The 24,789-nt window shown below is 74.0% G+C and carries 22 protein-coding genes; 5 read left to right on the top strand and 17 right to left on the bottom strand.

Annotated elements, in window-relative coordinates; all coding sequences use genetic code 11:
• Window positions 1-37: 37 nt before the first annotated feature.
• From MODMU_RS26035 to MODMU_RS26020, 4 genes are all read right to left on the bottom strand, one after another.
• Window positions 38-1,429, bottom strand: coding sequence for an HNH endonuclease signature motif containing protein (locus tag MODMU_RS26035; RefSeq protein WP_014743422.1), 1,392 nt, complete (start codon window positions 1,427-1,429; stop codon window positions 38-40).
• A 177-nt stretch (window positions 1,430-1,606) separates the two neighbouring features.
• Entirely contained in the window at window positions 1,607-2,044 is a 438-nt protein-coding gene (locus MODMU_RS26030; RefSeq protein WP_014743421.1) for a VOC family protein, read from the bottom strand.
• Between the two features lie 163 nt (window positions 2,045-2,207).
• Window positions 2,208-3,011 carry an exodeoxyribonuclease III gene (locus MODMU_RS26025; RefSeq protein WP_014743420.1) on the bottom strand — a complete coding sequence of 268 codons (804 nt, stop codon included), beginning with the start codon at window positions 3,009-3,011 and terminating at the stop codon, window positions 2,208-2,210.
• A gap of 26 nt (window positions 3,012-3,037) precedes the next feature.
• Window positions 3,038-3,994 (bottom strand): acyl-ACP desaturase, encoded by a 957-nt coding sequence (locus tag MODMU_RS26020; protein WP_014743419.1) that lies wholly within the window; start codon window positions 3,992-3,994, stop codon window positions 3,038-3,040.
• 276 nt (window positions 3,995-4,270) lie between these two features.
• On the opposite strand from MODMU_RS26020, the gene MODMU_RS26015 reads away from it, so the two are divergent.
• Window positions 4,271-5,827, top strand: a complete 1,557-nt coding sequence (locus MODMU_RS26015) for an LCP family protein (protein ID WP_014743418.1) — start codon at window positions 4,271-4,273, stop codon at window positions 5,825-5,827.
• Here the strand turns inward: MODMU_RS26015 and MODMU_RS26010 are convergent.
• From MODMU_RS26010 to MODMU_RS25995, 4 genes are read right to left on the bottom strand one after another with little or no spacing between them, the layout of a single operon-like run.
• Complete coding sequence (locus MODMU_RS26010; protein ID WP_014743417.1) at window positions 5,803-6,453, bottom strand: LutC/YkgG family protein; 651 nt, start codon at window positions 6,451-6,453, stop codon at window positions 5,803-5,805. The two genes, MODMU_RS26015 and MODMU_RS26010, sit on opposite strands and share 25 nt — an antisense overlap.
• Window positions 6,450-7,931, bottom strand: a complete 1,482-nt coding sequence (locus MODMU_RS26005; protein WP_014743416.1) for a LutB/LldF family L-lactate oxidation iron-sulfur protein — start codon at window positions 7,929-7,931, stop codon at window positions 6,450-6,452. Before MODMU_RS26005 ends, MODMU_RS26010 begins: the two co-directional genes overlap by 4 nt.
• Window positions 7,928-8,725 (bottom strand): (Fe-S)-binding protein, encoded by a 798-nt coding sequence (locus tag MODMU_RS26000; protein ID WP_014743415.1) that lies wholly within the window; start codon window positions 8,723-8,725, stop codon window positions 7,928-7,930. Before MODMU_RS26000 ends, MODMU_RS26005 begins: the two co-directional genes overlap by 4 nt.
• Window positions 8,722-9,753, bottom strand: a complete 1,032-nt coding sequence (locus tag MODMU_RS25995; RefSeq protein ID WP_041795634.1) for a LacI family DNA-binding transcriptional regulator — start codon at window positions 9,751-9,753, stop codon at window positions 8,722-8,724. Before MODMU_RS25995 ends, MODMU_RS26000 begins: the two co-directional genes overlap by 4 nt.
• Before the next feature lie 170 nt (window positions 9,754-9,923).
• Between MODMU_RS25995 and MODMU_RS25990 the strand changes: the two genes are divergently transcribed.
• From MODMU_RS25990 to MODMU_RS25975, 4 genes are read left to right on the top strand one after another with little or no spacing between them, the layout of a single operon-like run.
• Entirely contained in the window at window positions 9,924-10,286 is a 363-nt protein-coding gene (locus tag MODMU_RS25990; protein WP_014743413.1) for an L-rhamnose mutarotase, read from the top strand.
• A complete protein-coding gene (rhaI, locus tag MODMU_RS25985; RefSeq protein ID WP_014743412.1) occupies window positions 10,283-11,452 on the top strand; it encodes an L-rhamnose isomerase in 1,170 nt (389 codons plus the stop codon). The genes MODMU_RS25990 and rhaI overlap by 4 nt, the downstream gene beginning before the upstream one ends.
• A 1-nt stretch (window position 11,453) precedes the next feature.
• A complete protein-coding gene (locus tag MODMU_RS25980) occupies window positions 11,454-13,544 on the top strand; it encodes a bifunctional rhamnulose-1-phosphate aldolase/short-chain dehydrogenase (RefSeq protein WP_014743411.1) in 2,091 nt (696 codons plus the stop codon).
• A complete protein-coding gene (locus MODMU_RS25975; RefSeq protein WP_014743410.1) occupies window positions 13,541-14,974 on the top strand; it encodes a rhamnulokinase in 1,434 nt (477 codons plus the stop codon). The genes MODMU_RS25980 and MODMU_RS25975 overlap by 4 nt, the downstream gene beginning before the upstream one ends.
• 13 nt (window positions 14,975-14,987) lie before the next feature.
• Here the strand turns inward: MODMU_RS25975 and MODMU_RS25970 are convergent, their stop codons facing one another.
• The 9 genes from MODMU_RS25970 to MODMU_RS25930 all read right to left on the bottom strand — a co-directional run bounded on the left by MODMU_RS25970 (window position 14,988) and on the right by MODMU_RS25930 (window position 24,726).
• Window positions 14,988-15,953 carry an IS481 family transposase gene (locus MODMU_RS25970; RefSeq protein ID WP_051144288.1) on the bottom strand — a complete coding sequence of 322 codons (966 nt, stop codon included), beginning with the start codon at window positions 15,951-15,953 and terminating at the stop codon, window positions 14,988-14,990.
• A gap of 104 nt (window positions 15,954-16,057) precedes the next feature.
• A complete protein-coding gene (locus MODMU_RS25965) occupies window positions 16,058-16,948 on the bottom strand; it encodes a sugar phosphate isomerase/epimerase family protein (protein ID WP_014743408.1) in 891 nt (296 codons plus the stop codon).
• A 19-nt stretch (window positions 16,949-16,967) separates the two neighbouring features.
• Window positions 16,968-18,404: an FGGY-family carbohydrate kinase gene (locus MODMU_RS25960; protein WP_014743407.1), complete on the bottom strand. Its 1,437-nt coding sequence runs from the start codon at window positions 18,402-18,404 to the stop codon at window positions 16,968-16,970.
• On the bottom strand, window positions 18,401-19,108 hold the full coding sequence (locus tag MODMU_RS25955; RefSeq protein ID WP_014743406.1) for an HAD family hydrolase: 708 nt from the start codon (window positions 19,106-19,108) through the stop codon (window positions 18,401-18,403). The genes MODMU_RS25960 and MODMU_RS25955 overlap by 4 nt, the downstream gene beginning before the upstream one ends.
• A gap of 10 nt (window positions 19,109-19,118) precedes the next feature.
• The gene (locus MODMU_RS25950) at window positions 19,119-19,898 is read right to left on the bottom strand and encodes a class II aldolase/adducin family protein (protein WP_014743405.1); all 780 of its coding nucleotides are present in this window, start codon (window positions 19,896-19,898) and stop codon (window positions 19,119-19,121) included.
• The gene (locus tag MODMU_RS25945; protein ID WP_014743404.1) at window positions 19,895-21,004 is read right to left on the bottom strand and encodes an ABC transporter permease; all 1,110 of its coding nucleotides are present in this window, start codon (window positions 21,002-21,004) and stop codon (window positions 19,895-19,897) included. The genes MODMU_RS25950 and MODMU_RS25945 overlap by 4 nt, the downstream gene beginning before the upstream one ends.
• Window positions 21,001-22,038: an ABC transporter permease gene (locus MODMU_RS25940; RefSeq protein ID WP_014743403.1), complete on the bottom strand. Its 1,038-nt coding sequence runs from the start codon at window positions 22,036-22,038 to the stop codon at window positions 21,001-21,003. The genes MODMU_RS25945 and MODMU_RS25940 overlap by 4 nt, the downstream gene beginning before the upstream one ends.
• Complete coding sequence (locus tag MODMU_RS25935; RefSeq protein ID WP_014743402.1) at window positions 22,035-23,606, bottom strand: sugar ABC transporter ATP-binding protein; 1,572 nt, start codon at window positions 23,604-23,606, stop codon at window positions 22,035-22,037. The genes MODMU_RS25940 and MODMU_RS25935 overlap by 4 nt, the downstream gene beginning before the upstream one ends.
• A 64-nt stretch (window positions 23,607-23,670) precedes the next feature.
• The gene (locus tag MODMU_RS25930) at window positions 23,671-24,726 is read right to left on the bottom strand and encodes an autoinducer 2 ABC transporter substrate-binding protein (RefSeq protein ID WP_014743401.1); all 1,056 of its coding nucleotides are present in this window, start codon (window positions 24,724-24,726) and stop codon (window positions 23,671-23,673) included.
• Window positions 24,727-24,789 lie beyond the last annotated feature (63 nt).

Raw genomic sequence — 24,789 nt, 5'->3', positions numbered from 1 at the left:
CCTGGTGCAACGGTCCCGGGCGCCGGGTCCTTCCTGCTCAGGCGGCGCGTCGGCGCACCACGTCGCGGTGCGCCATCAGCGCCCAGACGACGTGCTGGAGGTCCATCCGCTCACCGTCGGAGGGCAGGGCCGCCGGCAGCTGGTCGGGGTCGGGCCCGAGGCCGTCGAGCGGGTCGGCGGCGGTTCCGCGGAACCGCTCGGACCCCAGCGTGGCGTCCGCCCACACTCGCCGACCGTTCGGGGCGACGGCGACCAATCGACCGCCGGGACGGCTGAGCCGGAGGTCCTCGTCGTGGACCACCCCGTGGTGGACGTCGCACAGCAGCACCATGTTCGACACGTCGGTGCGGCCGCCGGCCAGCCAGGACCGCAGGTGGTGGGCGTGCAGCCGCTCGACCCGGGTCTCCTCGCAGCCCGGCGCCGCGCAGCCACCGTCGCGCATCAGCAGCGCCCGCCGCTGCGCTCGGGTGGCGAACCGGCGGGCCCGGCCCTGGGCCAGCACCTGCGCCCCGTCGGTGACGATGGCCGTCACCGCGGCGTCGCAGGCCAGCCGCCGGGCCTGGGCCGGGGTCAGCGCCGGCCCGCCCTCCAGTGCGGCGCGGCCGGCGGCCTCGTCGTCGGCGAGCACGCCGGCGTCGACCACGACCACCACCTCCCGCCGGGGCGGGTCGCCGGCCCGGCGGTCGGCCTCGGCAGCCGCCGAGGCCAGCTGGGTCAGCGCCCGGCACCGGCGCTCGGTGCTCACCGGGAGCGGCTCGGCGTCGTCCTGAGCGGCGTCGTCCGCCGTTCCGACCTCGCCGACCGCCCGCTTCCGGGCCGCGCGGTCCCGGCGGGCGTCCCGTTCGGCGAGCGACTCGACGGCGGCGAGGAGCTCGGCACCCGCCTCAGGCTCCATCCGCAGCTGGAGGGAGATCATCCCGTCGTCCTCGGTCCACCAGGTGAACCGGCGCCGGTCGCGGACCCGGCCGGCGTCGACGTCGTCGGCCCGGCGCCAGGCCCGGACGGTGCGCTCGACCTGCGAAGCCGTCGCGTGCCGGGCGAACTCGACGAGCTCGGCCTCCGTGGCCGGTTCGGCGACCCGGGTCAGCGCGCGCACCTTGGAGTAGCTCAGCTCACCGGACGCGAACGCCGCCGCGATCACCGGCAGCTCCCCCAGCGCCCGCGCCACCCGCACGTGCTGCCGGGCCGTGCCCGGCGTCAGGGAGCACTTCCAGGCCAGCCAGTGCGCGCACGAGGTGATGCCGACGCCGTGCCAGCCCCCGCGCTCGTCGAACTCGGCCACCAGCCGCAGCCAGGCCGAGGTGGCCGCGGCCAGCCGGACGGCACCGGCGCAGATCCGGTCGGCGAGCTCGGTCAGCGGCTCGGTGGGCGCTCCCTCGGCGGGGACGGCGACGGGACGGGACAGGACGGACGCCGACGCATCGATCATGTGTTCGAACCTAGCGGGTGACACCGACAGAACCGGCTGGTCAGCGCGTGCTGTGGACGACCGACGGTTCCGCGGAACCGCCGGGCTGCGCAGGACCGTGGACACCGGCGGAGCCGGCGGACCCAAGCAATCCCGAGCCGGCCGGACCGGCAGACGCCCCGTGACGTCGCCGGACGATCAGCCCTCCTTCAGCTCCTGGGCGAGCATCACGATGATGCCGCTGGGTCCGCGGACGTAGGCGAGCCTGTAGACGTCCTGGTAGGTCGCCACACCGCGCAGGGGGTGGCAGCCGTGCCGCGCCGCGATCTCCAGGGAGTCGTCGAGGTCGTCGACCGAGAACGCGACGCGGTGCATCCCGATCTCGTTCGGCAGGGTGGGCTCCGTCTCGATCGCGTCGGGGTGGACGTACTCGAAGAGCTCGAGTCGACCGTTGCCGTCCGGCGTCTGCAGCATGGCGAGCTTGACGTGGTTGCCGTCGAGACCGACAGCGGTGTCGGCCCACTCACCGCTCACCTCGTCACGACCGAGGACGGTCAGCCCGAGGTCGGTGAAGAAGGCGATGGTGGCCTCGAGGTCGCGGACGGCGATGGCGACGTTCTCGAGCTTGATCGGCATGCGCGGCACGCTACCGAGGGAGTGCGCCGGCGTGGGACGGCCGAGCCGCGCGGAGACGGAGCCGGGAGCCGGGAGCCGGCCACCGAGCCGGCAAGGGAGAGCTGCGATGGCGGTAGGCCCGTTCGCCTGGGGCGCGGACCGCCGCAGACCGGGGACCGATCCGCTAGTCGGCCAGCTCGACGATGACCGGAGCGTGGTCGCTGGCGCCCTTGCCCTTGCGCTCCTCGCGGTCGATCCGGGCGTCGGTCACCCGGCGGGCCAGCGCGGGGGAGCAGAGCTGGAAGTCGATCCGCATGCCCTCGCGGCGGGGGAAGCGGAGCTGCGTGTAGTCCCAGTACGTGTAGACGCCCGGGCCGGGCGTGTGCGGCCGGACGACGTCGGTGAACCCGGCCTCGACCACGCCGCGGAAGGCCGCCCGCTCCGGCTCGCTGACGTGCGTGGAGTGCGAGAAGACCGAGATGTCCCAGACGTCGTCGTCCTGGGGGGCGATGTTCCAGTCCCCGACCAGCGCGACCTGCGCCTCGGCGTCCTCGGTCAGCCAGCCGGCGGCGTTGACCCGCAGCGCCTCGAGCCACTCCAGCTTGTACTGCAGGTGCGGGTCGGTCAGCGTGCGGCCGTTGGGCACGTACAGGCTCCACACCCGGACGCCGCCGCAGGTCGCACCGAGGGCCCGGGCCTCCGGGGCGGGCGCCACGCCCTCCTTCGACGACCAGGAGGGCATGCCCGGGAAGCCGACCTCGACGTCGGTCAGGCCCACCCGGGACAGCAGCGCGACGCCGTTCCACTGCGAGTGGCCGACGTGCGCGACGTCGTAGCCCAGCGCCCGGAACCGCTCCTCGGGGAACTGCTCGTCCTTGCACTTGGTCTCCTGCAGCGCCAGGACGTCGACGTCGCTGCGCTGCAGCCACGCCTCCACCCGGTCGGCCCGGCTGCGGATGGAGTTGACGTTCCAGGTGGCCAGTCGCACGTGCCCGAGCCTAGGCGGAGCGGTTCTCAGGGCAGCGGCGCCAGCTTCTCGTCGGAGCGGGCCTGCAGCCGGGCGCGCATCCGGTCGCGGCTCTCCACGAACTTCGTCGCCTGCGCGTCCAGCCCGGCGAGGAACTGGGCCAGCTCCTCGCGGGCGCGCTCGCCCTCGGCGCCCAGGTCGGTGCGCTCGAAGACCTTCCACGCCCGCAGCACCGGCTGGATCACCTCGTCGTGGTGCAGCCGCAGGTCGTAGATGCCGGCCTTGGCGATGATCACCGAGTTCTTCCGGAAGCCGGCCATCGTGGCGCCGGGCATCTCGAACCGCATGACCTCGTCGGCGACGGCGCGCATGGTGGCGTCCGGCTCGATCTCGAACGCCGCGGAGACGATGTTGCGGTAGAAGACCATGTGCAGGTTCTCGTCCTTGGCGATCCGGGCGAGCAGCCTGTCCGCGATCGGGTCGCCGGTGGCCTTGCCGGTGTTGCGGTGGCTGACCCGGGTGGCGAGCTCCTGGAAGGAGACGTAGGCGACCGCCTCGAGCGGGGTCTTGTCCCCGGAGTCGTAGCCGGAGGTCATGTAGTCCATCCGGGCCCGCTCCAGCTCGACCGGGTCGACCCCGCGCGTGACGACCAGGTAGTCACGCAGCGCGACGCCGTGTCGGTTCTCCTCCGCCGTCCAGCGGCCCACCCAGGTGCCCCAGGCGCCGTCGCGGCCGAACCGGGTGGCGATCTCCCGGTGGTAGCTGGGCAGGTTGTCCTCGGTGAGCAGGTTGGTGAACATCGCCGCCTTCGCGGTCTCGTCCAGCCGGGACTGCTCCGGGGACCAGTCCTCCCCGCCCAGGAAGGCGAAGTCCCGGCCCTGCGACCAGGGGACGTAGTCGTGCGGGTGCCACTCCTGCGCCAGCCCGATGTGCCGGTCCAGGTTCTCGGCGACGACCGGCTCGAGCTCGGTGAGCAGGGCTGCTTCTCGGGGAGTCCGGGACACGGGGTGCCTCCTCTGGTGGGTGGTCCGGCGGGGTGCCGACGGCGCCGGGCCCGCGGGACCGCGACCGCGGCTGCCCGCAGTCTGCCGCTCCGGCAGCGCGTTCTTCCTCTCCGGTACCCGCGACGCCCCGCGGCACGCCTGCTCGGTGCGCTGGGTCACAACCGGCCGGGAGGACCGCTCCGTGCGGGTGAGGGTGTGCGCAGAGCCGCAGGCCCGATGCCGGTTTCGGTGCGATCATGAGCGGATGACCGGGTCCGCCGAGCGAGTGACGGCTGCGTGAACGACGAAGCCACGACCGCAGCTCCCCACACCGGCTCCTCCGCGCAGGGGCCCACGCGCGGCCCGCACCCCGCCTCCGGGTTCGGCCGGGCCCTGGCGCTCACGGTGGCCGGCACGGTCGTCCCCGGCGTCGCGTTCCTGGCCAGTGGCCGTCGCCGGCTGGGCGCCGTCGTCCTCGTGCTCTTCCTGCTCCTCGTCGGCGGTGCGGTCTGGCTGGCCACCTCCGGGCAGCGCGACGCCCTGCACCTGGCGGTGGACTCGACCGCGCTGCTCTGGCTGATCGGCGGGGCGGTGGGGCTGGCGCTGCTGTGGCTGGTCGTCGTCCTCACCGGCTACCGCGCCCTGCTGCCGCGCGGCACCCGGGGCTGGCAGCGCGCGCTGGGCGGCCTCGTCGTCCTGCTGCTGTGCGCCGCGGTCGTCGCCCCGGCCGCCGCGGTGGTGCGCATCGCCAGCGCGCAGCGGTCCCTGGTCGACAACGTCTTCGACGACGGCGACAGCGCCACGGTGGCCGAGCCGACCGACACCTCCGTCCCGTTCGACGGCAAGGACGAGATCAACGTCCTGCTCCTCGGTGGTGACGGCGGCGCCGGCCGCGAGGGTGTCCGCACCGACACGGTCATCGTCGCCAACGTGCAGGTCGCAACCGGTGCGACGACGCTGTTCAGCCTGCCGCGGAACCTGGAGAACCTGCCGTTCCCGGCCGACAGCCCGCTGGCCGCGGTGTACCCGGACGGCTTCGAGGCGGGCAGCGAGAGCGAGAGCCTGCTCAACGCCGTCTACCGCAACGGCCCGGCCGCCCACCCCGACGTCCTGGGGCCGACCGACGACCCGGGCGCGGACTTCCTCAAGCTCGGCGTCGGCGAGGCCCTCGGGCTGGACATCGACTACTACCTGCTGGTCAACCTGGACGGCTTCAGCCGGCTGGTCGACGCCCTCGGCGGGATCACGCTCAACGTCAACTACTACGTGCCGGTCAACGGCGACACCGCCACCGGGGCCCTGCCCGACGCCTACATCTCGCCCGGCCCGGACCAGCACATGAGCGGCACCCGGGCGCTGGACTACGCCCGCGGTCGCTACGGCCTGTCGGACTACCTGCGGATGGACCGGCAGCGGTGCGTGCTGCAGGCCATCGTCGACGCCGCCGACCCGGTCACCCTGCTCTCCCAGTACCAGGACCTGGCGCGCACCACCCAGGACATCGTCAGCACCGACGTCCCGTCCGCCGTCCTCGGCGACGTCGTCGACCTGGCCTTCGACGTGAAGTCCGCGGGGATCCGCAGCGTCGTCTTCGACGACACGGTGATCAACCCGGCCTACCCGGACTACCCGAAGATCCGGGCGCTGGTCCAGCAGGCGCTGGACCCGGCCCCGGCGGCCACCCCGAGCTCGTCGGCCCCGGCGCCGGCCACCCCCAGCGCGCCGCTGTCCGCCGCGCCGTCACCGGGCGGCAACGGCGGGTCGGTGACCGAGGTGGCCGACGCCTGCGCCTACGACCCGGCGCAGGCCCAGGCCGCCCTGGCCGCCGGTCAGCCCCCCACGCGCGGCGGCTGAACCAGCACCACCATCAACGTCCGGGGCCCGTGCACGCCCTCGACGCGCTCCAGCTCGATGTCGCTGGTCGCCGACGGGCCGCTGACCATGGTCAGCGGCCGCAGGGGGTCCAGCCGGGCCAGGCCCTCCGGCACGCTGCCCACCACCTGGTCGGCGGTGACCACGCAGACCAGGCAGTCCGGCAGCAGCGACAGCGCCCGCCGGCCGCAGGCGGGCGAGCCGTCGAGCACCAGCGTGCCGGTCTCGGCGATCGCCACCGCGACGGCGGTCACCGACGCGGCCCGGTCGGCCAGCTGCACCGCCGGGCGGTCGTCGTCGACGTCGCAGCCCTCCGGTCGCCAGGCCGGGTCGAGGCCCGGGGCGACGACGACGTCGGCGGCGGCCCACCCGCCGGGCAGCCCCTGGTCCAGCGCGGCGCGCACGGTCGCGCCGACCTCGGTGGGGGAGCAGCGCAGCACCGTGGCCCGGTAGTCCTCCACCCGGTCGACGAGCAGGTCGAGCAGGGTCGCGTCCCCGGCCGGCCGGCCGTCGGTGACCCGGTAGTCCCGGGCGACCTCGGCCGGCGGCGTCCGGTCCGGGCCCAGCGCCTGCCGGATCCGCCCGAGCACGTCCTCCCGGGCCGTCACCGGCCGTGCTCCTCGGTCCACTGCTGCACGAACGTCTTCGCCGGCGGGGTGGGCAGGTCCCGGCTGCGGGTCCAGCCGGAGACCGGCGGCGGCAGCGCGTTGGGCAGCGTCGGCCGGCCGCGGGAGACCAGTCTGCCCAGCCCCGCCGCCCGCTGGGCCAGGTGCCACAGCCGCGGGTGCGACATCGCCCGGGCCAGCGCCTTGAACGCCACGCCCTCGGCGGTCGGCTTCTCCTGCGCCTCGACGTGCTCGGCCCGCAGGTGCACGAGGATCGAGGGGATGTCGATCGCCACCGGGCACACCTCGTAGCAGGCGCCGCAGAGCGAGGAGGCGTACGGCAGCGAGGCGTTGTCCTCCACCCCGGTGAGCTGCGGGGACAGGATCGCGCCGATCGGCCCGGGGTAGACCGACCCGTAGGAGTGCCCGCCGGTGCGCTCGTACACCGGGCAGACGTTGAGGCACGCCGAGCAGCGGATGCAGTGCAGCGCCTCCCGGCCCACCTCGTCGGCGAGCACCGCGGTGCGGCCGTTGTCCAGCAGCACCAGGTGGAACTCCTGCGGCCCGTCGCCGGGGGTCACCCCGGCCCAGGTGGAGGTGTAGGGGTTCATCCGCTCGCCGGTGGAGGAGCGGGGGAGCAGCTGCAGGAACACCTCCAGGTCGCGCCAGGTCGGCACCACCTTCTCGATGCCCATCACGGTGATCAGCGTCTCCGGGAGGGTGAGGCACATCCGGCCGTTGCCCTCGCTCTCCACCACCGTCAGCGTGCCGGTCTCGGCGACGGCGAAGTTGGCGCCGCTGACCGCCACCCGGGCCCGGAGGAACCGCTCGCGCAGGTGCTGCCGGGCGGCCATCGCCAGCCGGCGCGGGTCGTCGGTGAGGCCCGGGTCGACGCCCGGGATGGTGCGGGCGAAGATCTCCCGGATCTCGGCCCGGTTCTTGTGGATCGCCGGCACCAGGATGTGCGAGGGCTTGTCCTCGCCCAGCTGCACGATCAGCTCGGCCAGGTCGGTCTCGAAGACGTCGAGGCCGGCGGCCTCCAGCGCCTCGTTGAGCCCGATCTCCTGGGTGGCCATCGACTTGACCTTGACCACCTCGGGCGCGCCGGTGGCCAGCACCAGCCGGGTGACGATCTCGTTGGCCTCGTTCGCATCGCGGGCCCAGTGCACGACGCCGCCGCGGGCGGTGACCTGCCGCTCCAGCTCCTCGAGGTGGTCGTCGAGCCGGGCCATGGTGGCGGCCTTGAGGGCGCGGCCGGCCTCGCGGAGCTGCGCCCAGTCGGGGAGCTCGGCGACGACCCGGGCGCGTTTGTTGCGGATCGTCGTCGTCGCGTGGCCCAGGTTGGCGCGCAGCTGCCCGTCGCGCAGCGCACCGCGAGCGGCGTCCGGGAAGGACTGGTCACCGCGGAGGTGGCCGACGCCGCGGGGCGCGGTCGGCAAGCCGAGGAAGGTGGGCGCCTTCGGGGGGACGGTGGCGGTCATGCCGGCACCGTCGGGGTGGTGGGGTGGGGGACTGCTGGCTTCGTCGTCTGCTGGGGGGTCACGGCTTCCTCCGTCGAGGCGAGGATCTCGGCCAGGTGCACGGTGCGGGTGCCGGCGCGCAGCCGGGAGAGGCCGCCGCCGATGTGCAGCAGGCAGGAGGCGTCTCCGGCGGTGCACACCTCGGCGTGGGTGGACAGCACGTTGGCCATCTTGTCGGTGAGCATGGCCGTGGAGGTGTCGGCGTTCTTCACCGCGAAGGTGCCGCCGAACCCGCAGCACTGCTCGGCGCCGGGCAGCTCGACCAGCTCCAGGCCGCGGACCGCCCGGAGCAGCTGGTAGGGCCGGTCGCCGACCTGCAGCAGCCGCAGCGAGTGGCAGGTCGGGTGGTAGGTGACCCGGTGCGGGTAGTAGGCGCCGACGTCGGTGACGCCCAGGACGTCGACCAGGAACTGGGACAGCTCGTACGTGCGCCCGGCGAGCTCCTCGGCGGCCCGGGCCAGCCCCTCGTCGCCGGCCCGGCGGGCGACCGCGGCCTGCTGGTGGTGGATCGAGGCCACGCACGAGCCGGACGGCGCGACGACCGCCTCGGCGCCGGTGAAGGCCCGGACGTGGTTGGCGACGATGCCCACCGCCTCCCGGCGGTACCCGGTGTTGACGTGCATCTGCCCGCAGCAGGCCTGCCCGGTCGGGACGACGACCTCGTGCCCCAGCCGTTGCAGCAGGGACGCCGTGGCGCGGGCCACCGACGGGGTCAGGGTGTCCACCAGGCAGGTGGCGAAGAGCGCGACCTTCATCCGATACCTCCGCTCACGACGGCCGGGCTGGGCCGTCGGACCATGCTGGACTCGCGGACGACGAGCGTGGGCTCGAAGACCGGCTGGGCGTGCTGGTGGCCGGCGTCCGACGCCTCGTCCAGCAGCAGCTCGGCGGCCCGCCGGCCGAGCTCGACCCGGGGCTTGCGCACCGAGGTGAGCGGCACCGCGGCCGCCGCGGCGAAGTCGATGTCGTCGTAGCCGACGATGGCGAAGTCGTCGGGGACCCGCACCCCGTGCCGGACCATCTCCTGGAGCACGCCGAGGGCGACCAGGTCGTTGGCGCAGACCGCCGCGGTGGGCCGCCGGCCGGCCGGGAGCCCGATGATCTGCGCGGCCGCCTCCCGGCCGCCGGCGACGGTGAGGTGCGCGGGGGAGAAGACGGTGAGCGCGTCCTCGGACCCGGTGCCCTCCCGGACGGCGGCCGCCACGCCCGCGTGCCGCTCGTGCACCTGGGGCAGCCCGGAGGAGCCGATGAAGGCGATCCGCCGGTGCCCGCGCTCCAGCAGGTGGTCGGCGGCCAGCCGGCCCCCGAGGGCGTCGTCGACCGCGACGGCGCACTGGTCCGGCCCGGTCGCGCGGCGGTCCAGCAGGACGACGGGGGTGCCCCGGGAGCGCAGCGCCTCGACGTGCGGGGAGAGCTCCGCGGTGGGCGTGATCAGCACGCCCTGCACGCGCTGCTCGGTGAGGACGTCGAGGTGCGCGGCCTCGCGGTCGGCCCGGTCGTCGGAGTTGCAGAGCATCACGGCGAGCCCGGCGGCCGCGGCGACGTCCTCGACCCCGCGGGCGACGTCGGTGAAGAAGGGGTTGGCGATGTCGAGCACCACCAGCCCGATCGTTCGGCTGCGCCCGGCGCGCAGGTGCCGGGCCGACTCGTTGCGGACGAAGCCGAGCGCGGCGATCGCCGTCTGCACGCGCTCCCGGGTCGCCGGGCTCACCGCCTCCGGGCGGTTGAGGACGTTGCTGACCGTGCCCACCGAGACCCCGGCCCAGAGGGCGACGTCCCGGATGCTGGCGGTCAGCGGGGCCTCCCTCGGGGTGCGCGTTGAAACGTCTCAACCACGGGACGAACTCGTCTCCTTGCGGTGGTTGACACCTTCCTAGCAGGTTCCCTATGGTCTGCGCCACAGACACCCTGAAACGTTTCATGCGCCGCACAGCGCCGTGCGAGAGGAACCGTGTGCCCCGCGTCTGCTTCACCCTCCAGGTGCGCCCGGACCGGCTCGCCGAGTACCGCGAGCGGCACGCCGCGGTGTGGCCGGAGATGCTGCACGCCCTGCGCGACGCCGGGTGGCGGGACTACCAGCTCTTCCTGCGGGACGACGGCCTGCTGGTCGGCACCGTGGTGACCGACGACCTGGCCGCGGCGCAGGCCGCCGTGGACGCCGCTGCGGTGAGCGCCCGCTGGGAGGCCGAGATGGCCCCCTTCTTCCAGACCGGGGACGGCCGCGGCAAGTCCTCGCTCGACCTCGTCTTCGACCTCGACGCCCAGCTCCGGGCGGCCGCGGCCGAGCCCACCCCACCGATGGGAGACACCCCGTGACCGACCTCCGCGAGCAGGCGCTCGCCGCCCTCGCCACCCAGACCATCGAGCTGCCCTCGTGGGCGTTCGGCAACGCCGGCACCCGGTTCAAGGTCTTCAGCTCACCCGGCGTGCCGCGCACGCCGTTCGAGAAGATCAGCGACGCCGCCCAGGTGCACCGGTTCACCGGCATCGCGCCGCGGGTGTCGCTGCACGTCCCGTGGGACCTGGTCGACGACTTCGGCAAGCTGGCCCAGCACGCCGCCGACGAGGGCGTCTCGATCGGCGCGATCAACTCCAACCTGTTCCAGGACGACGACTACAAGCTCGGGTCGCTGACCAACGCCGACCCGGCCGTGCGGGCCAAGGCCGTGGCGCACCACGTGCAGTGCATCGACGTCATGCGCGCCACCGGCTCCACCGACCTGAAGATCTGGCTGCCGGACGGCACCAACTACCCCGGCCAGGACGACATCACCGACCGCCAGGAACGGCTCGCCGAGTCGCTGCAGCAGGTCTACGCCGAGCTGGACCCCGGGCACCGGCTGATCCTGGAGTACAAGTTCTACGAGCCGTACTTCTACACGATGGACATCCCGGACTGGGGCACGTCGCTGCTGCACTGCCTGGCCCTGGGCGAGCAGGCCAAGGTGGTGCTGGACACCGGCCACCACGCGCCGAACACCAACATCGAGTTCATCGTCGCCCAGCTGCTGCGGGTCGGCCGGCTCGGCGCCTTCGACTTCAACTCCCGCTTCTACGGCGACGACGACCTCATCGTCGGCGCCGCCGACCCGTTCCAGCTGTTCCGGATCATGAACGAGATCGTCCGCGCCGACGCGCTGCGGCCGGACTCCGGCGTCAACTTCATGCTCGACCAGTGCCACAACATCGAGCCGAAGATCCCCGGCCAGATCCGCTCGGTGATGAACGTGCAGGAGGCCACCGCCAAGGCGCTGCTGGTCGACCGCGAGGCGCTGCGCACCGCCCAGCGCAGCGGCGACGTGCTCGGCGCGAACGCCGCGCTGATGGACGCCTACAACACCGACGTCCGGCCGCTGCTGGCGCAGCTGCGGGAGTCGCAGGGCCTGCCCGCCGACCCCTACGCGGCCTACGCGGCCTCCGGCCACGCCGAGCGCATCGCCGCCGACCGCGTCGGTGGCCAGCAGGCCGGCTGGGGCGCCTGAGATGACGACCCCGACCGCCCCCTCCGAGGAGACGACGACCATGGACGACAGCGCCACCACCGTGCAGCAGCTGATCGAGCGCTCCCACGCGCTCGGCGCCGACCCGCGCAACACCAACTACGCCGGCGGCAACACCTCCGCCAAGGGCACCGGTACCGACCCGGCCACCGGGGGCGAGGTCGAGCTGCTCTGGGTCAAGGGCTCCGGCGGCGACCTGGGCACGCTGACCCCGGCCGGGCTGGCCGTGCTCCGGCTGGACCGGGTGCGCGCGCTGGTCGACGTCTACCCCGGGGTGGACCGCGAGGACGAGATGGTCGCCGCGTTCGACTACTGCCTGCACGGCCGCGGCGGGGCCGCGCCCTCGATCGACACCACCATGCACGCGCTGGTCGACGTCGCCCACGTCGACCACCTGCACCCCGACTCCGGGATCGCGCTGGCCACCGCCGCCGACGGCGAGGCGCTGACGGCGGAGGTGTTCGGCGACCGCGTGGTGTGGGTGCCCTGGCGCCGTCCGGGCTTCCAGCTCGGGCTGGACATCCGGGCGATCGCCGCGGAGAACCCGCAGGCCATCGGCTGCGTCCTGGGCGGCCACGGCATCACCGCGTGGGGCGCCACCAGCCAGGAGTGCCAGGACCGGTCGCTGGAGATCATCCGCACGGCGGAGGACTTCATCGCCAAGCGGACCAGCCAGCTCGGCCGGCACCCCTTCGGCGAGCAGCTCGACGGCTACGCCCCGCTGCCCGAGGCCGAGCGGCGGGCCAAGGCCGCCGCGCTGGCACCGGCGCTGCGCGGGCTGGCCAGCACCGACCGCCCGCAGGTCGGCCACTTCACCGACTCCGACGTGGTGCTGGACTTCCTGGCCCGCGCCGAGCACCCCCGGCTGACCGCGCTGGGCACCTCCTGCCCGGACCACTTCCTGCGCACCAAGGTCCGCCCGCTGGTCGTCGACCTGCCGGCCACCGCGAGCGTGCAGGAGGTGCTGGACCGGCTGCCGGCCCTGCACGAGGCCTACCGCGAGGAGTACGCGGCCTACTACGCCCGGCACGCCACCGCGGACTCCCCGGCGATGCGCGGGGCCGACCCGCTCGTCGTCCTGGTGCCCGGCGTCGGCATGTTCAGCTACGGCAAGGACAAGCAGACCGCCCGGGTGGCCGGCGAGTTCTACGTCAACGCCGTCAACGTGATGCGCGGCGCGGAGGCGATCAGCACCTACGCGCCGATCGACGAGGCGGAGAAGTTCCGCATCGAGTACTGGGCGCTGGAGGAGGCCAAGCTCCAGCGGATGCCGAAGCCGAAGCCGCTGGCCACCCGGATCGCGCTGGTCACCGGCGCCGCCTCGGGCATCGGCAGGGCGATCGCCCAGCGGCTGGCCGCCGAGGGCGCCTGCGTCGTCGTCGCCGACCTCGACGCGGCCAAGGCGGCGGACGCGGCTGCCGAGATCGGCAGCTCCGACGTGGCGATCGGCGTCGCGGCCGACGTCTCCGACGCCGCCGCCGTGGCCGCGGCCGTCGACGCCGCGGTGCTGGCCTTCGGCGGGCTGGACCTGGTGGTCAACAACGCCGGCCTGTCCATCTCGGCCTCGCTGCTGGAGACCACCGAGCAGCAGTGGGACCTCCTGCACGACGTGATGGCCAAGGGCTCGTTCCTGGTCTCCCAGGCCACCGCCCGGGTGCTCATCGCGCAGGGCATGGGCGGGGACCTCGTCTACATCTCCTCCAAGAACAGCGTCTTCGCCGGCCCGAGCAACATCGCCTACTCCGCGACCAAGGCCGACCAGGCGCACCAGGTCCGGCTGCTGGCCGCCGAGCTGGGCGAGTTCGGCATCCGGGTGAACGGGATCAACCCCGACGGCGTCGTCCGCGGGTCGGGCATCTTCGCCGGCGGCTGGGGCGCCCAGCGGGCCAAGACCTACGGCGTCCCGGAGGAGGAGCTGGGCAAGTTCTACGCCCAGCGGACCTTGCTGAAGCGGGAGGTGCTGCCCGAGCACGTCGCCGACGCGGTCTTCGCCCTCACCGGCGGTGAGCTGACCCGGACGACGGGGCTGCACGTGCCCGTCGACTCCGGCGTGGCAGCGGCCTTCCTGCGGTGAGCCTGCACGCCGCGGTCGACTTCGGGGCGTCCAGCGGCCGGGTGATGCTGGGGGCGGTCGGGCCGGGCCGCCTACGGCTCACCGAGGCGGCCCGCTTCCGCAACGGCGCCGTCGAGGTGCCGGGGGAGCGGGGCGCCGCGCTGCACTGGGACGTGCTCGGGCTGTGGCGCGAGTCGCTGGCCGGGCTGCGCCAGGTGGGCGCCCTGGCCCGCGCGGCGGGGGAGCCGGTCGCCAGCGTCGGGGTGGCCACCTGGGCGGTCGACTACGGCCTGCTGGCCGCCGACGGCACGCTGCTGGGCGCGCCGCGCTCCTACCGGGACGCGCGCACCGACGGCGTGGCCGAGCGAGTGCACCAGCGGCTGCCCGCCGTCGAGCTCTACCGGCGCAACGGGCTGCAGCACCTGCCGTTCACCACGCTCTACCAGCTCGTCGCCGAGCAGGACGGGCCGCTGCTGGCCGCGGCCCGGAACCTGCTGCTGGTGCCCGACCTGGTCGGGTACTGGCTGTCCGGGCACCTCGGGGCGGAGGCCACCAACGTCTCCACCACCGGGCTGGCCGACGTGCGCACCGGCCGGTGGGCCGAGGACCTGGTCGCCCTGGCCGGGATCGACGCCGGCCTGCTGCCGCCGGTGCACGACCCGGGCGCGGTCCTCGGCGGGCTCCGCCCGGCCGTGACGGCGTCCACCGGGCTCGACGACGCCCGGCTGGTCGCGGTGGGCAGCCACGACACCGCGTCGGCGGTGGTGGGTGTGCCGGCCACCGACGAGCGGTTCGCCTACGTCGCCTGCGGCACCTGGGCGCTGGTCGGGGTGGAGCTGGAGGCCCCGGTGCTCGGCGCGGAGAGCCTGGCCGCCGGGTTCACCAACGAGCGGGGCGTCGACGACCGGATCCGGTACCTGCACAACGTCATGGGCCTGTGGGTGCTGCAGGGCTGCCTGGCCGACTGGGGGCTGGACAGCGCCGACCTGACCGCCCTGCTCGCCGCGGCCGCGGAGCTGCCCGCCGGTGGCGCCGTGGTCGACGTCGACGACCCGGCGTTCCTGCCGCCGGGCCCGATGGTGACCCGCGTGCAGCAGGCCTGCGAGGCGGCCGGGCAGCCGGTGCCGGTCGCCCGGCCGGCCGTCGTCCGGTGCGTGCTCGACAGCCTGGCCACCGCCTTCGCCCGGGTCGTGGAGGACGCCGTCCGGCTCTCCGGGCGGGACGTCGACGTGGTGCACGTCGTGGGCGGCGGGGCGCAGAACGCGCTGCTCTGCCAGCTAACCGCCGACGCGTGCGGCCGGCCGGTGCTGGCCGGCCCGGTGGAGGCGACCGCGCTGGGCAACGTGCTGGTGCAGGCCCGGGCCGCCGGGGCGGTCACCGGCGCGCTGGAGGACCTCCGCGCGCTGGTGGCCGCCACCAGCGACCTGGTGCGGTACGTCCCGGGCGGCTAGGTGTACCCGGCCATCAGGTTGGTGCCAGTCGGCTGATCGGGGGCAGGCCGCCGAGTGCTGAGTGGCGGCGTCGAGTGTTGTAGTGCTCGATCCAGGGAGCAAGGGCAGCGGCGCGTTGGTCGTTGCTGGTGAAGACCTGCCGGTAGGCCCACTCGGTAGCCAGGGTGCGGTTGAGTCGCTCGACCTTCCCGTTCTGCCACGGGCAGTGCGGGCGGATGAACTTCTGTCGGGCCCCGAGCTGGGCGCAGACGCCTGTGAGTGAGTACTTGTAGGCCCAGGCGTTGTCGGTCATCACCCGTTCGATCCGGTTGATGCCATGAGCGGCGAAGTAGCCCGCGGCCCGGGTCAGGAAGCCGGCGCAGGTGCTGCCCTTCTCGTCGGGGAGCACCTCGGAGTAGGCCAGCCGGGAGTAGTCATCGACGAGTGAGTGCACGTAGTCATAACCGAGCTTGCTGGTGCGGTCCCGGGTGGTCTCCCGCGCGGCCCGGCCCAGCGAACGCCAGCCCCCGCCGTCGGGGATGCGTCCGAGCTTCTTGACGTCCATGTGCACCAGCTCGCCGGGCCGGGATCGCTCATAGCGGACCGCGGTCTGCTTGGAGGAGCGGATCATCTGCCCGGTGAGCGGGTCCAGGGCGCACAGCCGGGGTTGCCCGCGGCGGACCAAGACCCGGGACACGGTGCGGGCTGGCACGCCCAGCTCGGCGCCGAGCCAGTCAGGTCCCCGGCGCTCACGGCCGCGTAGTTCGATGATGCGGTCCTCGACCTGCACCGGAGTGCGGGTTGGGGTGGTGTGCGGGCGGCTGGACCGGTCGGCCAGCCCGGCCTCGCCCTCGGCGTCGTAGCGGGTGATCCACGTCTTCACGCACTTGCGTGAGATACCCATCGCCGCGGCGATGTGCGCCTGCTTCCAGCCGGCGGCATGCCGGTCGACGATCAACTTGCGGCCGTGGACGGTCAGGCGGGCATTACCGTGAGACATGAGAACCTCCGGGTGGATGTGGGCCTTCGACAAGCCACACCCCACTCGGAGGTTCTCCTGCGTTCAAGCCCGACCGCTGTCACCAACGTCCTGGCCAGGTACAGCTAGGCCGGGGCCTGGCCGCGCCGGGCGGCCGCCTCGGCCAGGCCGGCCTTCGTGAAGGCCAGCGCGTCCCGGGCCAGGGTCCGGTTGTCGGTCCACAGGTTGCGCCAGATCGCCAGGTCGTTGGAGAGCGTGCGGTGCACGACCTCGGAGGAGAACGACTCGAACGTGACGATCCCGGAGTAGTCGACCTCGTCGAGGGCGGTGAAGAACTCCGTCCAGGGGATCGACCCGGTGCCCAGGGCGCCGCGGTGCGACTCCCCGACGTGCACGTACCCGAGCCGCCCGGCCGCTGCGGCGGCGCGGACCGCCTCGGTGAACGAGTGCTCCTCGATGTTCATGTGGTACGTGTCCAGGTGGGCCATCACGTTGGGCCGGTCCACCGCCGCGATGAAGTCCAGCGTCTCCTGCGTGGTGTTGATGACGTTGGTCTCGTACCGGTTGCAGAACTCCAGCGCCAGCGTGATGCCGGACTCGGCGGCCTTGTCGGCCAGCCAGGCGATCGTCTCCTGCGAGTTGGCCCGGCCCCGCTCGGTGGCCGGCGCGGAGTACTTGCCGAGCTTCGAGTACAGGACGCCGCACAGGGTCGTGCCGCCGCTGTCGCGCAGCACGCCGAGGGCGGTCGCCAGCCGCTCCCGGCCGCGGGCCACGACGTCCGGGTCCTCGCTGGAGACGTCGGTGTCGTCGCTGAGCCCCAGCGAGGCGCTCACCTGCAGCCCGTACTGCTGCAGCAGCTGCGCGGTCATGTCCCCGTCGAACCCGGTCGGGTCGATCGGGGCGATCTCGATCAGGTCGTAGCCGGCCTCCGCGCTGGACGCGATGGCCCGCTCGGCCTCGTCCCGGGACCAGCCCCCGGTCCAGACCAGGGCGTGGACGCCGTGGGTGACAGCCATGGACAGCTCCTCTTCTCTCTCAGTGGCCGGCCGGACGGTCGTCCAGCCAGCCCCGTCGGCGCAGCTCGGCCAGCAGCCGCTGGTAGCCCTCCTCGAGGGCGTCGACCTGCGCGGGATCGGGGTCGACGACCTCGGCCGGGCGCACCGCGCGGCCGGTCGTCACGGCGAGGGTGCTGCCGGTCCAGGCGGCGGCGGCCAGCAGCGCGGCGCCGAAGGCGCTCGCGGGCTGCGCGGGGCGGGTGACCGGGCGGCCGAGCACGCTGGCCCGGATCGTGGTCCACACCCGCGACCGGGTGCCGCCGCCCACCACCCGGTGGTCGGCCGAGGCCACCCCGAGGGCGGCGAGACGCTCCAGCCCGAGCCGCTCGACGTACGCGACGCCGTCGAGCAGGGCCCGGTGCCGGTCCAGCGGGTCCACCTCGGCGGCGGCGCCGAGCAGGAAGCCGGTGGCGTCGGGCCGGGCGAACGGGAACCGCTCCCCGGTGCCGGGCAGCGGGTAGGCCGTCAGCGGCGAGGGGCCGCGCCCGGCCGCGGCCGCGTCGGCTGCCGCGAGGTCGGCCGCGGGGTCGAGGACGCCGGCGCCGCAGTTGGAGGCGCCGCCGGGCCACCAGAGCCCGTCGGGGCCCAGGTGGGAGTAGACCGCGCCGTCGAACCCGGTGACCTCGGTGGCCGACACGCCCTTGAGCACCAGCGTGGTGCCCAGCACGCCGGTGCTCTGCCCGGGCGCGACGGCGCCGGCGGCGACCTGCGCGGTGCACCCGTCGGTCATGCCGGCGACCACCTGGACCTGCGGCGGCAGGCCGAGGTCGGCCGCGACGTCCGGGCGCAGCGACCCGACGACCGTGCCGGGGTGCACCAGCGGCGGCAGCGCCCCGGCGGGGACCCCGGCCGCGGCCAGCAGCTCCGCGGGCCACCGGGCCGCCGCGGGCGCGATGCCGGCCTTGAGGGCGTGCGAGGTGTCGGTGACCAGCCGCCCGGTCAGGTCGGCCACGACGACGTCCGGGACGTGCAGCAGCCGGAGCCCGGCGGCGGGGTGCTGCTCGGCCAGCCAGGCCAGCCGGGCGAGGGTGCCGGCCGCGCCGACCGGCTGCCCGGTGGCCGCGCTGACCCGGGCGGCCTGCGCGGCGCCCCGCTGGTCGGCGTAGAGCAGCACCGGGCCGGTGGGTGCGCCTTCGGCATCGGCGGCGAGCACGCTGCCCGAGGTGGCGGTGACCGACAGCGCCCGGACGGCGGCGGCGCGGGGGCCGAGGTCGGCGGCCAGCCGCCGGACGGCGGTGCGCACCGCGGCGGCGTGCGCCGGCGGCTGCTCCAGCTCCCCGGGCCGGGGGGAGGTCGGGGCGGGCAGCGGCAGCTCGGCGCAGGCGGCGACCGCCCCGGTGGCGACGTCCACGGCGAGCACCCGGACGGCCGCGGTGGCGAGGTCGACGCCCAGCACCAGCTCGCCGTCGGCGGTCACGCCCCGGTACCGCCGGCGACCCGGGGGAGCAGCACCTCGGCCAGCCCGGTGAGGTCGGGCACGGCCAGGTCGGGCTCGGCGAGCTGCTCGGGCGTGGGGGAGTCCGGCGCCTCGCCGCGCAGCACCCACACGGTGCCCAGGCCCAGCGCCGCGGCCGGGCGCACGTCGGTGTCCAGCCGGTTGCCGACGTGCACGGCCTGCCCGGCCGCGCAGCCGGCCCGGTCCAGGCACCAGGTGAACAGCTCGGGGCTGGGCTTCTCGTGGCCGACCAGCGCCGAGATGCCCCACACGTCGACGAACGGGGCGACGCCGTCCCGGGTCAGCGCGTCGACGACGGGCGCCTCCTGGTTGGCGAGCACCCCGACGACCACCCGACCGGACAGCGCACGGAGCAGCGGCAGCACGTCGGGGTACAGCGTGCCCGGCGGGTGGGTCCAGTAGCGGCGGGTCCGCTCGTGCAGCGGCCCCCGGAGCCCGGCGTCCCCGAGCAGCTCGGTGGCCAGCGCGGTGCGCAGCGAGCCGCCCTGCCGGGCGCGGACGGCGTCGTACACCCGGGAGACCGCGGCCCGGTCGACCGGGCCGCGGCCCTGCTCGGCGCGCAGGTCGTCCAGCGCCCGCACGACGGCGGCGACGAAGTTGCCGTCGTCGTAGACGGGCCCGCCGACGTCGAGGAACACCGCCCGCAGGTCGGCGGGCAGCGTCATGAGGGCACCGTCACGCCGGGCTGCCCCCGCCCAGGCGGGCCCGGCGCTCGATGACGTCCTCCCGGGCGAAGAACTTCTCCACCGACGCGGTCTCCAGCGGCACGACGCCGCCCACCGAGTACGCGGCCACGCGAACCTGGGCGCCCTTGACCGCCATCTCCGAGGCCGCGTGCACCCCCGCGGGGCCGGGGGCGTTGACCACGATGCCGTGGTTGCCCAGCAGCACCAGGGTGGGCAGCTCGCCGTGCCGGGCCACGTGCTCCTCCAGCGCCCGCAGGTAGACCCGGCCCAGGTCGATCCCCGGGGTCGCGTACGGCACGTACAGCGGCCGGCCGATGACCACCGCCTCGTCCGAGTACACGTGCCGCTCCCACGCCGTCGGCCCGTGCACGCTGGCCAGCAGCCCCACCACCGCCGTGGGGTGCGTGTGGCCGACGAAGGCGGTGGGTGCCAGCGCCTGCGCGGCCACGTGCACCAGGGTCTCGATGGAGGCCCGCCGGCGCCGGCCGTCGTGCTCGCCGGCGTCCAGCGCCGCGGTCAGGTCGGCCTGGCTGGCGGAGGCCGACCGCATCAGCTCCACCAGCGGGTCGACGTCGACGACGACGAAGTCCTCCGCGGTCGCCGTCCGCATGTTCGACCCGGAGGCCTTGACCACCACCCGGCCGTCGGGCAGCCGTTGCGAGGTGTTGCCCTCGGCCAGGATGACCAGCCCCCGCTCCTGCTCGCCCAGCGAGCGGGTGAGGGCGAGCAGCTCGGCGCTGACCAGCGACGGGTCCCAGACCGCGGTCACCCGGTCCGCCCGTACTTCCGGTTGGTCAGCCCGTTGAGCAGCGCGGCGAAGACCAGGACGACGCCGAGGGCGAGCAGCTGGTACTGCGAGCCGGCGTTGCCCGGCACGGCCAGCAGGATGCCGGCGTTCAGCCACACGATCAGCAGCGTGGCGAGCACCACGCCGGCGACCCGGCCGATGCCGCCGGTGATGGCGACGCCGCCGAGCACCGCGATGGTGATCGCCGGCAGCGCCATGCCGGTGCCGGTGACCCCGGCGTCCGGGCGGGCCGAGGCGAACTGCGCGACGGTGACCACCGCGACCAGGCCGGAGATGACCCCGGCGAGGACGTAGGCGGAGAACCGGGTGCGCCGCACGTCGATGCCGGCCCACTGGGCGGCCACGTCGTTGGTGCCGATGCCGTAGAGCCGGCGGCCGAAGGTGGTGCGGTTGAGCAGCACCCAGACCACGACCGCGACCGGGATGAGGAAGGTCAGCGTGCCGAGGGGGACCGGCAGGCCGTCGCCCACCGGCACGTCGATCGACCGCGCGGTGGAGAAGAACTCCTGGATCGGCGCGGTGCTGATCGGCTGCTGGTCGTTGATGACGATGGCGACCGAGGAGAACGCGTAGTAGGTCGCCAGCGTGGTGATCAGCGCCGGGTAGCCGACGTAGGCGATGAGGAAGCCGTTGACCGCGCCGCACAGCCCGCCGAAGCCGGCGGCCAGCAGGATCGCCAGCCACAGCGGCCAGCCCCACTCCCCGTAGGCGAAGCCGAACACCATGCTGGTCAGCGAGACGATGGCGCCGACCGACAGGTCGATGCCGCCCCGGCCGGAGGTGATCACCAGCAGCTCGGCCAGGCCGAGCATGACCAGCGGGACGGCGCTGATCAGCGCCGAGGACATGTAGGACAGGTCGTAGGGCGCCGTCAGGTAGTTGTTGCTGCTCAGCGTGGTCATCGTCACCACGACGACGAGCAGCAGCACCAGCAGCAGCACGATCCGCTGGGTCAGCAGCGCCCGCAGCAGCGCGGCGGGCAGCTGGGCCAGCCGCGACCGGGGCGGCGTGCCGCCGTCCTCGGGGTGGGGGGCCTGCGCAGGGGCAGGGGAGACCGCGGTGCTCATGCCGTCCTCCTCGCGCGCTGCCGGAGCAGGTCGGCTCCGACGGCGATCAGGATGAAGATGCCGATGAAGAGGCTGGCCAGCTGGGAGCGCCAGCCGAGCTGGGTCACCCCCGAGGCGACCGTCTGGACCAGGAGGGCGCCGAGCACGGTCCCGAGGACCGACCCGCGCCCGCCCATGATGGAGGTGCCGCCGATGACCACCGCCGCGATCGCGGACAGCTCCATCCCGGCGCCCACGTTGGGCGCCAGGGTCGAGGTGCCCTGGGCGATCACGAAGCAGGCGGCCAGCCCGGTGAGCAGGCCGGTGAGCACGTAGGCCGACAGCACCCGGCGCTGCACCTTGACCCCGGCCAGCCGCGCCGCGTCGGCGTCGCCGCCGATGGCGTACAGGTGCCGGCCGTTCGGGGTGTGCCGCAGGTAGTACCAGGCCAGCGCCGCGATCACCAGCATCAGCAGGAAGCTGTGCGGGACGCCCAGCGTGCGCCCGTCCGCCCCGCGGCCGAACACGTCGAGGGTGTCCGGGATGCCGTTGACCGTCGAGCCGCCGAACACCTGCAGCCCGACGAACTTGAACAGGTTCGCGGTGCCGAAGGTGATGATGATCGCGTGCACCCGCCCGTAGGCGATGAGCACGCCGTTGACCAGCCCGAGGACGCCGCCCAGGGCCATCGACAGCAGCACTGCCACCGGCAGCGAGGCGCCGGAGTCGACCATCGCCTTGGCGACGACGACCGCGCAGACCATCACCATGCTGGCCACGGAGACGTCGATCCCGCCGGTGATGATGATGACGGTCATGCCGATGCCGATGAGCGCGACCGGCGCCATCGCGACCAGCAGCGGCACGATCGAGCCGCTGGTCAGGAACGCCGGGGTGCCGAGCCAGAGGGCGATCCAGAGCGCCACGATGACCACGATCAGGACGATCTCCTGGCCGGTGATCGGGAACGGCAGCACGCGGCCGCGCGCCTGCGCGGTGTGCTCGCCCTCGCCGGCGGGTGCGCCGCCGGTGGGGGTCAGGGTCGGGGTGCTCATGCCGCCTCCTCCTGGTCGACCGCGCCGGCGGCTGCGGCGAGGACATCGGACTGGGTCGCGCCGGGGCCGAACTCGACCGTCGTGGTGCCGGCCCGGACCACCTGCAGCCGGTCGGAGACGCGGATCGCCTCGGGCAGGTCGGAGGTGACGATCAGGACGGCGGTGCCCTCGTCGGCGAGCGAGCGGATGATCTTGTGGATCTCCTCCTTGGCGCCGACGTCGACCCCCTGGGTCGGCTCGGCGAGGACCAGCACCTGGGGCCGCTCGACCAGCTGGCGGGCGAGCACGACCTTCTGCGCGTTGCCGCCGGACATGGCCGAGACCGGCTGCCGCTCGTGCGGGGTCTTGACCGACAGCCGCTGGATGAAGTCCCGGGCCACCTGCCGCTCGCGGCCGCGGTCCACCCAGGTGCCCAGCCGGGACAGCAGCGGCAGGTGCCCGGCGGAGATGTTGAACGCGATGGACTGGAAGCTGAACAGGCCCTGCAGCTTGCGGTTGGCCGGCAGCAGGGCGATGCCCAGCTTCTTGGCCTCGCGGGGCGAGCCGGGGGAGATCGGCTTCCCGTCGAGCAGCATCCGGCCGGAGGTGGCCCGGCGCATGCCGTAGACGGTCTCGGCGATCTCCGCGGCCCCGGAGCCGATCAGGCCGTAGAGGGTGACGATCTCGCCGGGCCGGATGGCGACGTCGACGTCGGTGTACTCCCCGGCGCAGGCCAGCCCCTCGAGCACCAGCCGGGGCGGACCGTCGGGGATGGTCCGCTCGACCGGGTTGTCCTCGAGGATGCCGCCGACCATCAGCTCGACGACGCGGCGCACGGACAGCTCCCCGATGGGCCAGGTGCCCAGCGTCTGGCCGTCGCGCATGACGGTGACCTCGTTGGCGATGACGAACAGCTCGTCGAGCCGGTGCGAGATGTAGATGATCGAGACACCGGAGGCGGCCAGCCGGCGGACGACGCCGAACAGCACCTCGATCTCGGTGTCGGTGAGGATGGCGGAGGGCTCGTCGAGGATCAGCACCCGGGCGTTGCCGACCAGCGCCTTGGCGATGGACACCTGCTGCTGCTCGGCGATGGACAGCTCGCTGACCGGGACGGTGGCGTAGCGGGCCGGCAGGCCGATGAGCTCGAGCAGCTCGACGACCCGGGCGTTCTGCGCCATCCAGTCGACCCGGCCGTGGCGCTTGATCTCGCGCCCGGTGAAGACGTTCTCGGCGACGGTCAGGTCGGGGAAGAGCTGCGGCTCCTGGTAGACGGTGGCGATGCCGAGCGCGATGGCGTCGGCGGTGCTGTGGATGGTCACCGGCCGGCCGTCGAAGGTGATCGCGCCGGTGTCGGCGGTCGCCGCCCCGGAGAGGATCTTGATCAGCGTGGACTTGCCGGCGCCGTTCTCGCCGACCAGGGCGTGCACCGTCCCGGCGCGGACGGTCATGTCGGCGTTGCGGATGGCCCGCACGGCGCCGTAGCGCTTGGACACCCCGGTCACCGACAGGCGTTCCTCGCCGGCTCCGGAGGTGCTGGACGGGACCGGTGCGGCGTCGGCCGACCCGGTCGTACTGGTGTCGCTCATCGTCTCCTCGCTCCGGACGGTCCCGGGGAGGGCCGGTGGGCCGGCCCTCCCCGGGAGGTGGGGATCAGTAGTCGTAGTCCCCGGCGTTGTCCTTGGTGATGGTCAGCGGCGGACCGAGCAGGAGGACCTTGCTGCTGGGGTCGAAGGTCACCCCGGTGATGTCGCTGCTGACGTCGTTGGTGGCCTGCAGCTCCTTGCCGTCGGCGAGCTGGACGCCGGTCCACGCGGTCAGGTAGCCCAGGTTCTCGACGTCCCAGAGGATGCTGGCGCTGGAGGAGCCGTCGGTCAGGTAGGGCGCCATCGACTGCGGGGTGCCCAGGCCGACCGAGAAGACCTTGCCGATCTTGCCGGCGTCACGGATGGCCTGCGCCACACCGGGAGCCGACGAGGTGCACTCGCCGACCAGGCCGGTGAGGTCCGGGTTGGCGTTCATCAGGTCCGTCGCCATCTGGGTGGCCGCCGCCTGGTCCTCACCGGCGTAGACGATGTCGACGATCTCGGCGTCCGGGTACTTCTCGGCGGTGTACGCCTTCTGGACGTCGATCCACGCGTTGAGGTTCTGCGCGGTCTGGCCGCAGGAGACGATCGCGTACTTGCCCTTGCCGCCCATGGCCGACAGCAGCCCGTCGGTCAGCGCCTGGCCGATGCCCTCGGTGGAGGCCTGGCTGACGAAGACCTCGCGCACCGAGTTCGGCGCGTCGGTGTCGGCGGTGGCGACCTTGATCCCGGCGTCGGCGGCCTGCTTGAGCAGCGGGGCCATCGAGTCGGGGTCGTTCGGGGCCACGATCAGCGCGTCGACGCCCTGCTGGATGTAGGAGCGGACGATGTCGGCCTGCGCGGCCGGGTCGGCCTCGACCGGGCCCTGGTACAGCCAGGTGCAGCCGATCTCCGCGCAGGCGGCCTCGCCACCGCTGTTCATCGCCTCGAAGTACGGGATGCCCTGCAGCTTCGGGACGAACGCGACGGTGTAGTCGCCGCCACCCCCGCCCTCGCTGGAGCCGCTGCCCCCGCTGTCACCGCTGGAGGCCGATCCGCCGCTGCCCTCACCGCAGGCGGTGACGGTCAGGGCCAGGGCGAGGCCGAGTCCAGCAGCGATCTTCGTCGTTCGTGTCTTCCTCATCGGGCCACCTCATCGGAGTGGGGATGTGCTCCCCGCGGTGTCACCAGCTCGGCGAGCCGGTGG

Source organism: Modestobacter italicus (assembly GCF_000306785.1).
Classification (GTDB): Bacteria; Actinomycetota; Actinomycetes; order Mycobacteriales; family Geodermatophilaceae; genus Modestobacter; species Modestobacter italicus.
Note: the sequence above shows the minus strand (reverse complement) of the source record. Positions and strands in the feature narration are given on the sequence as shown.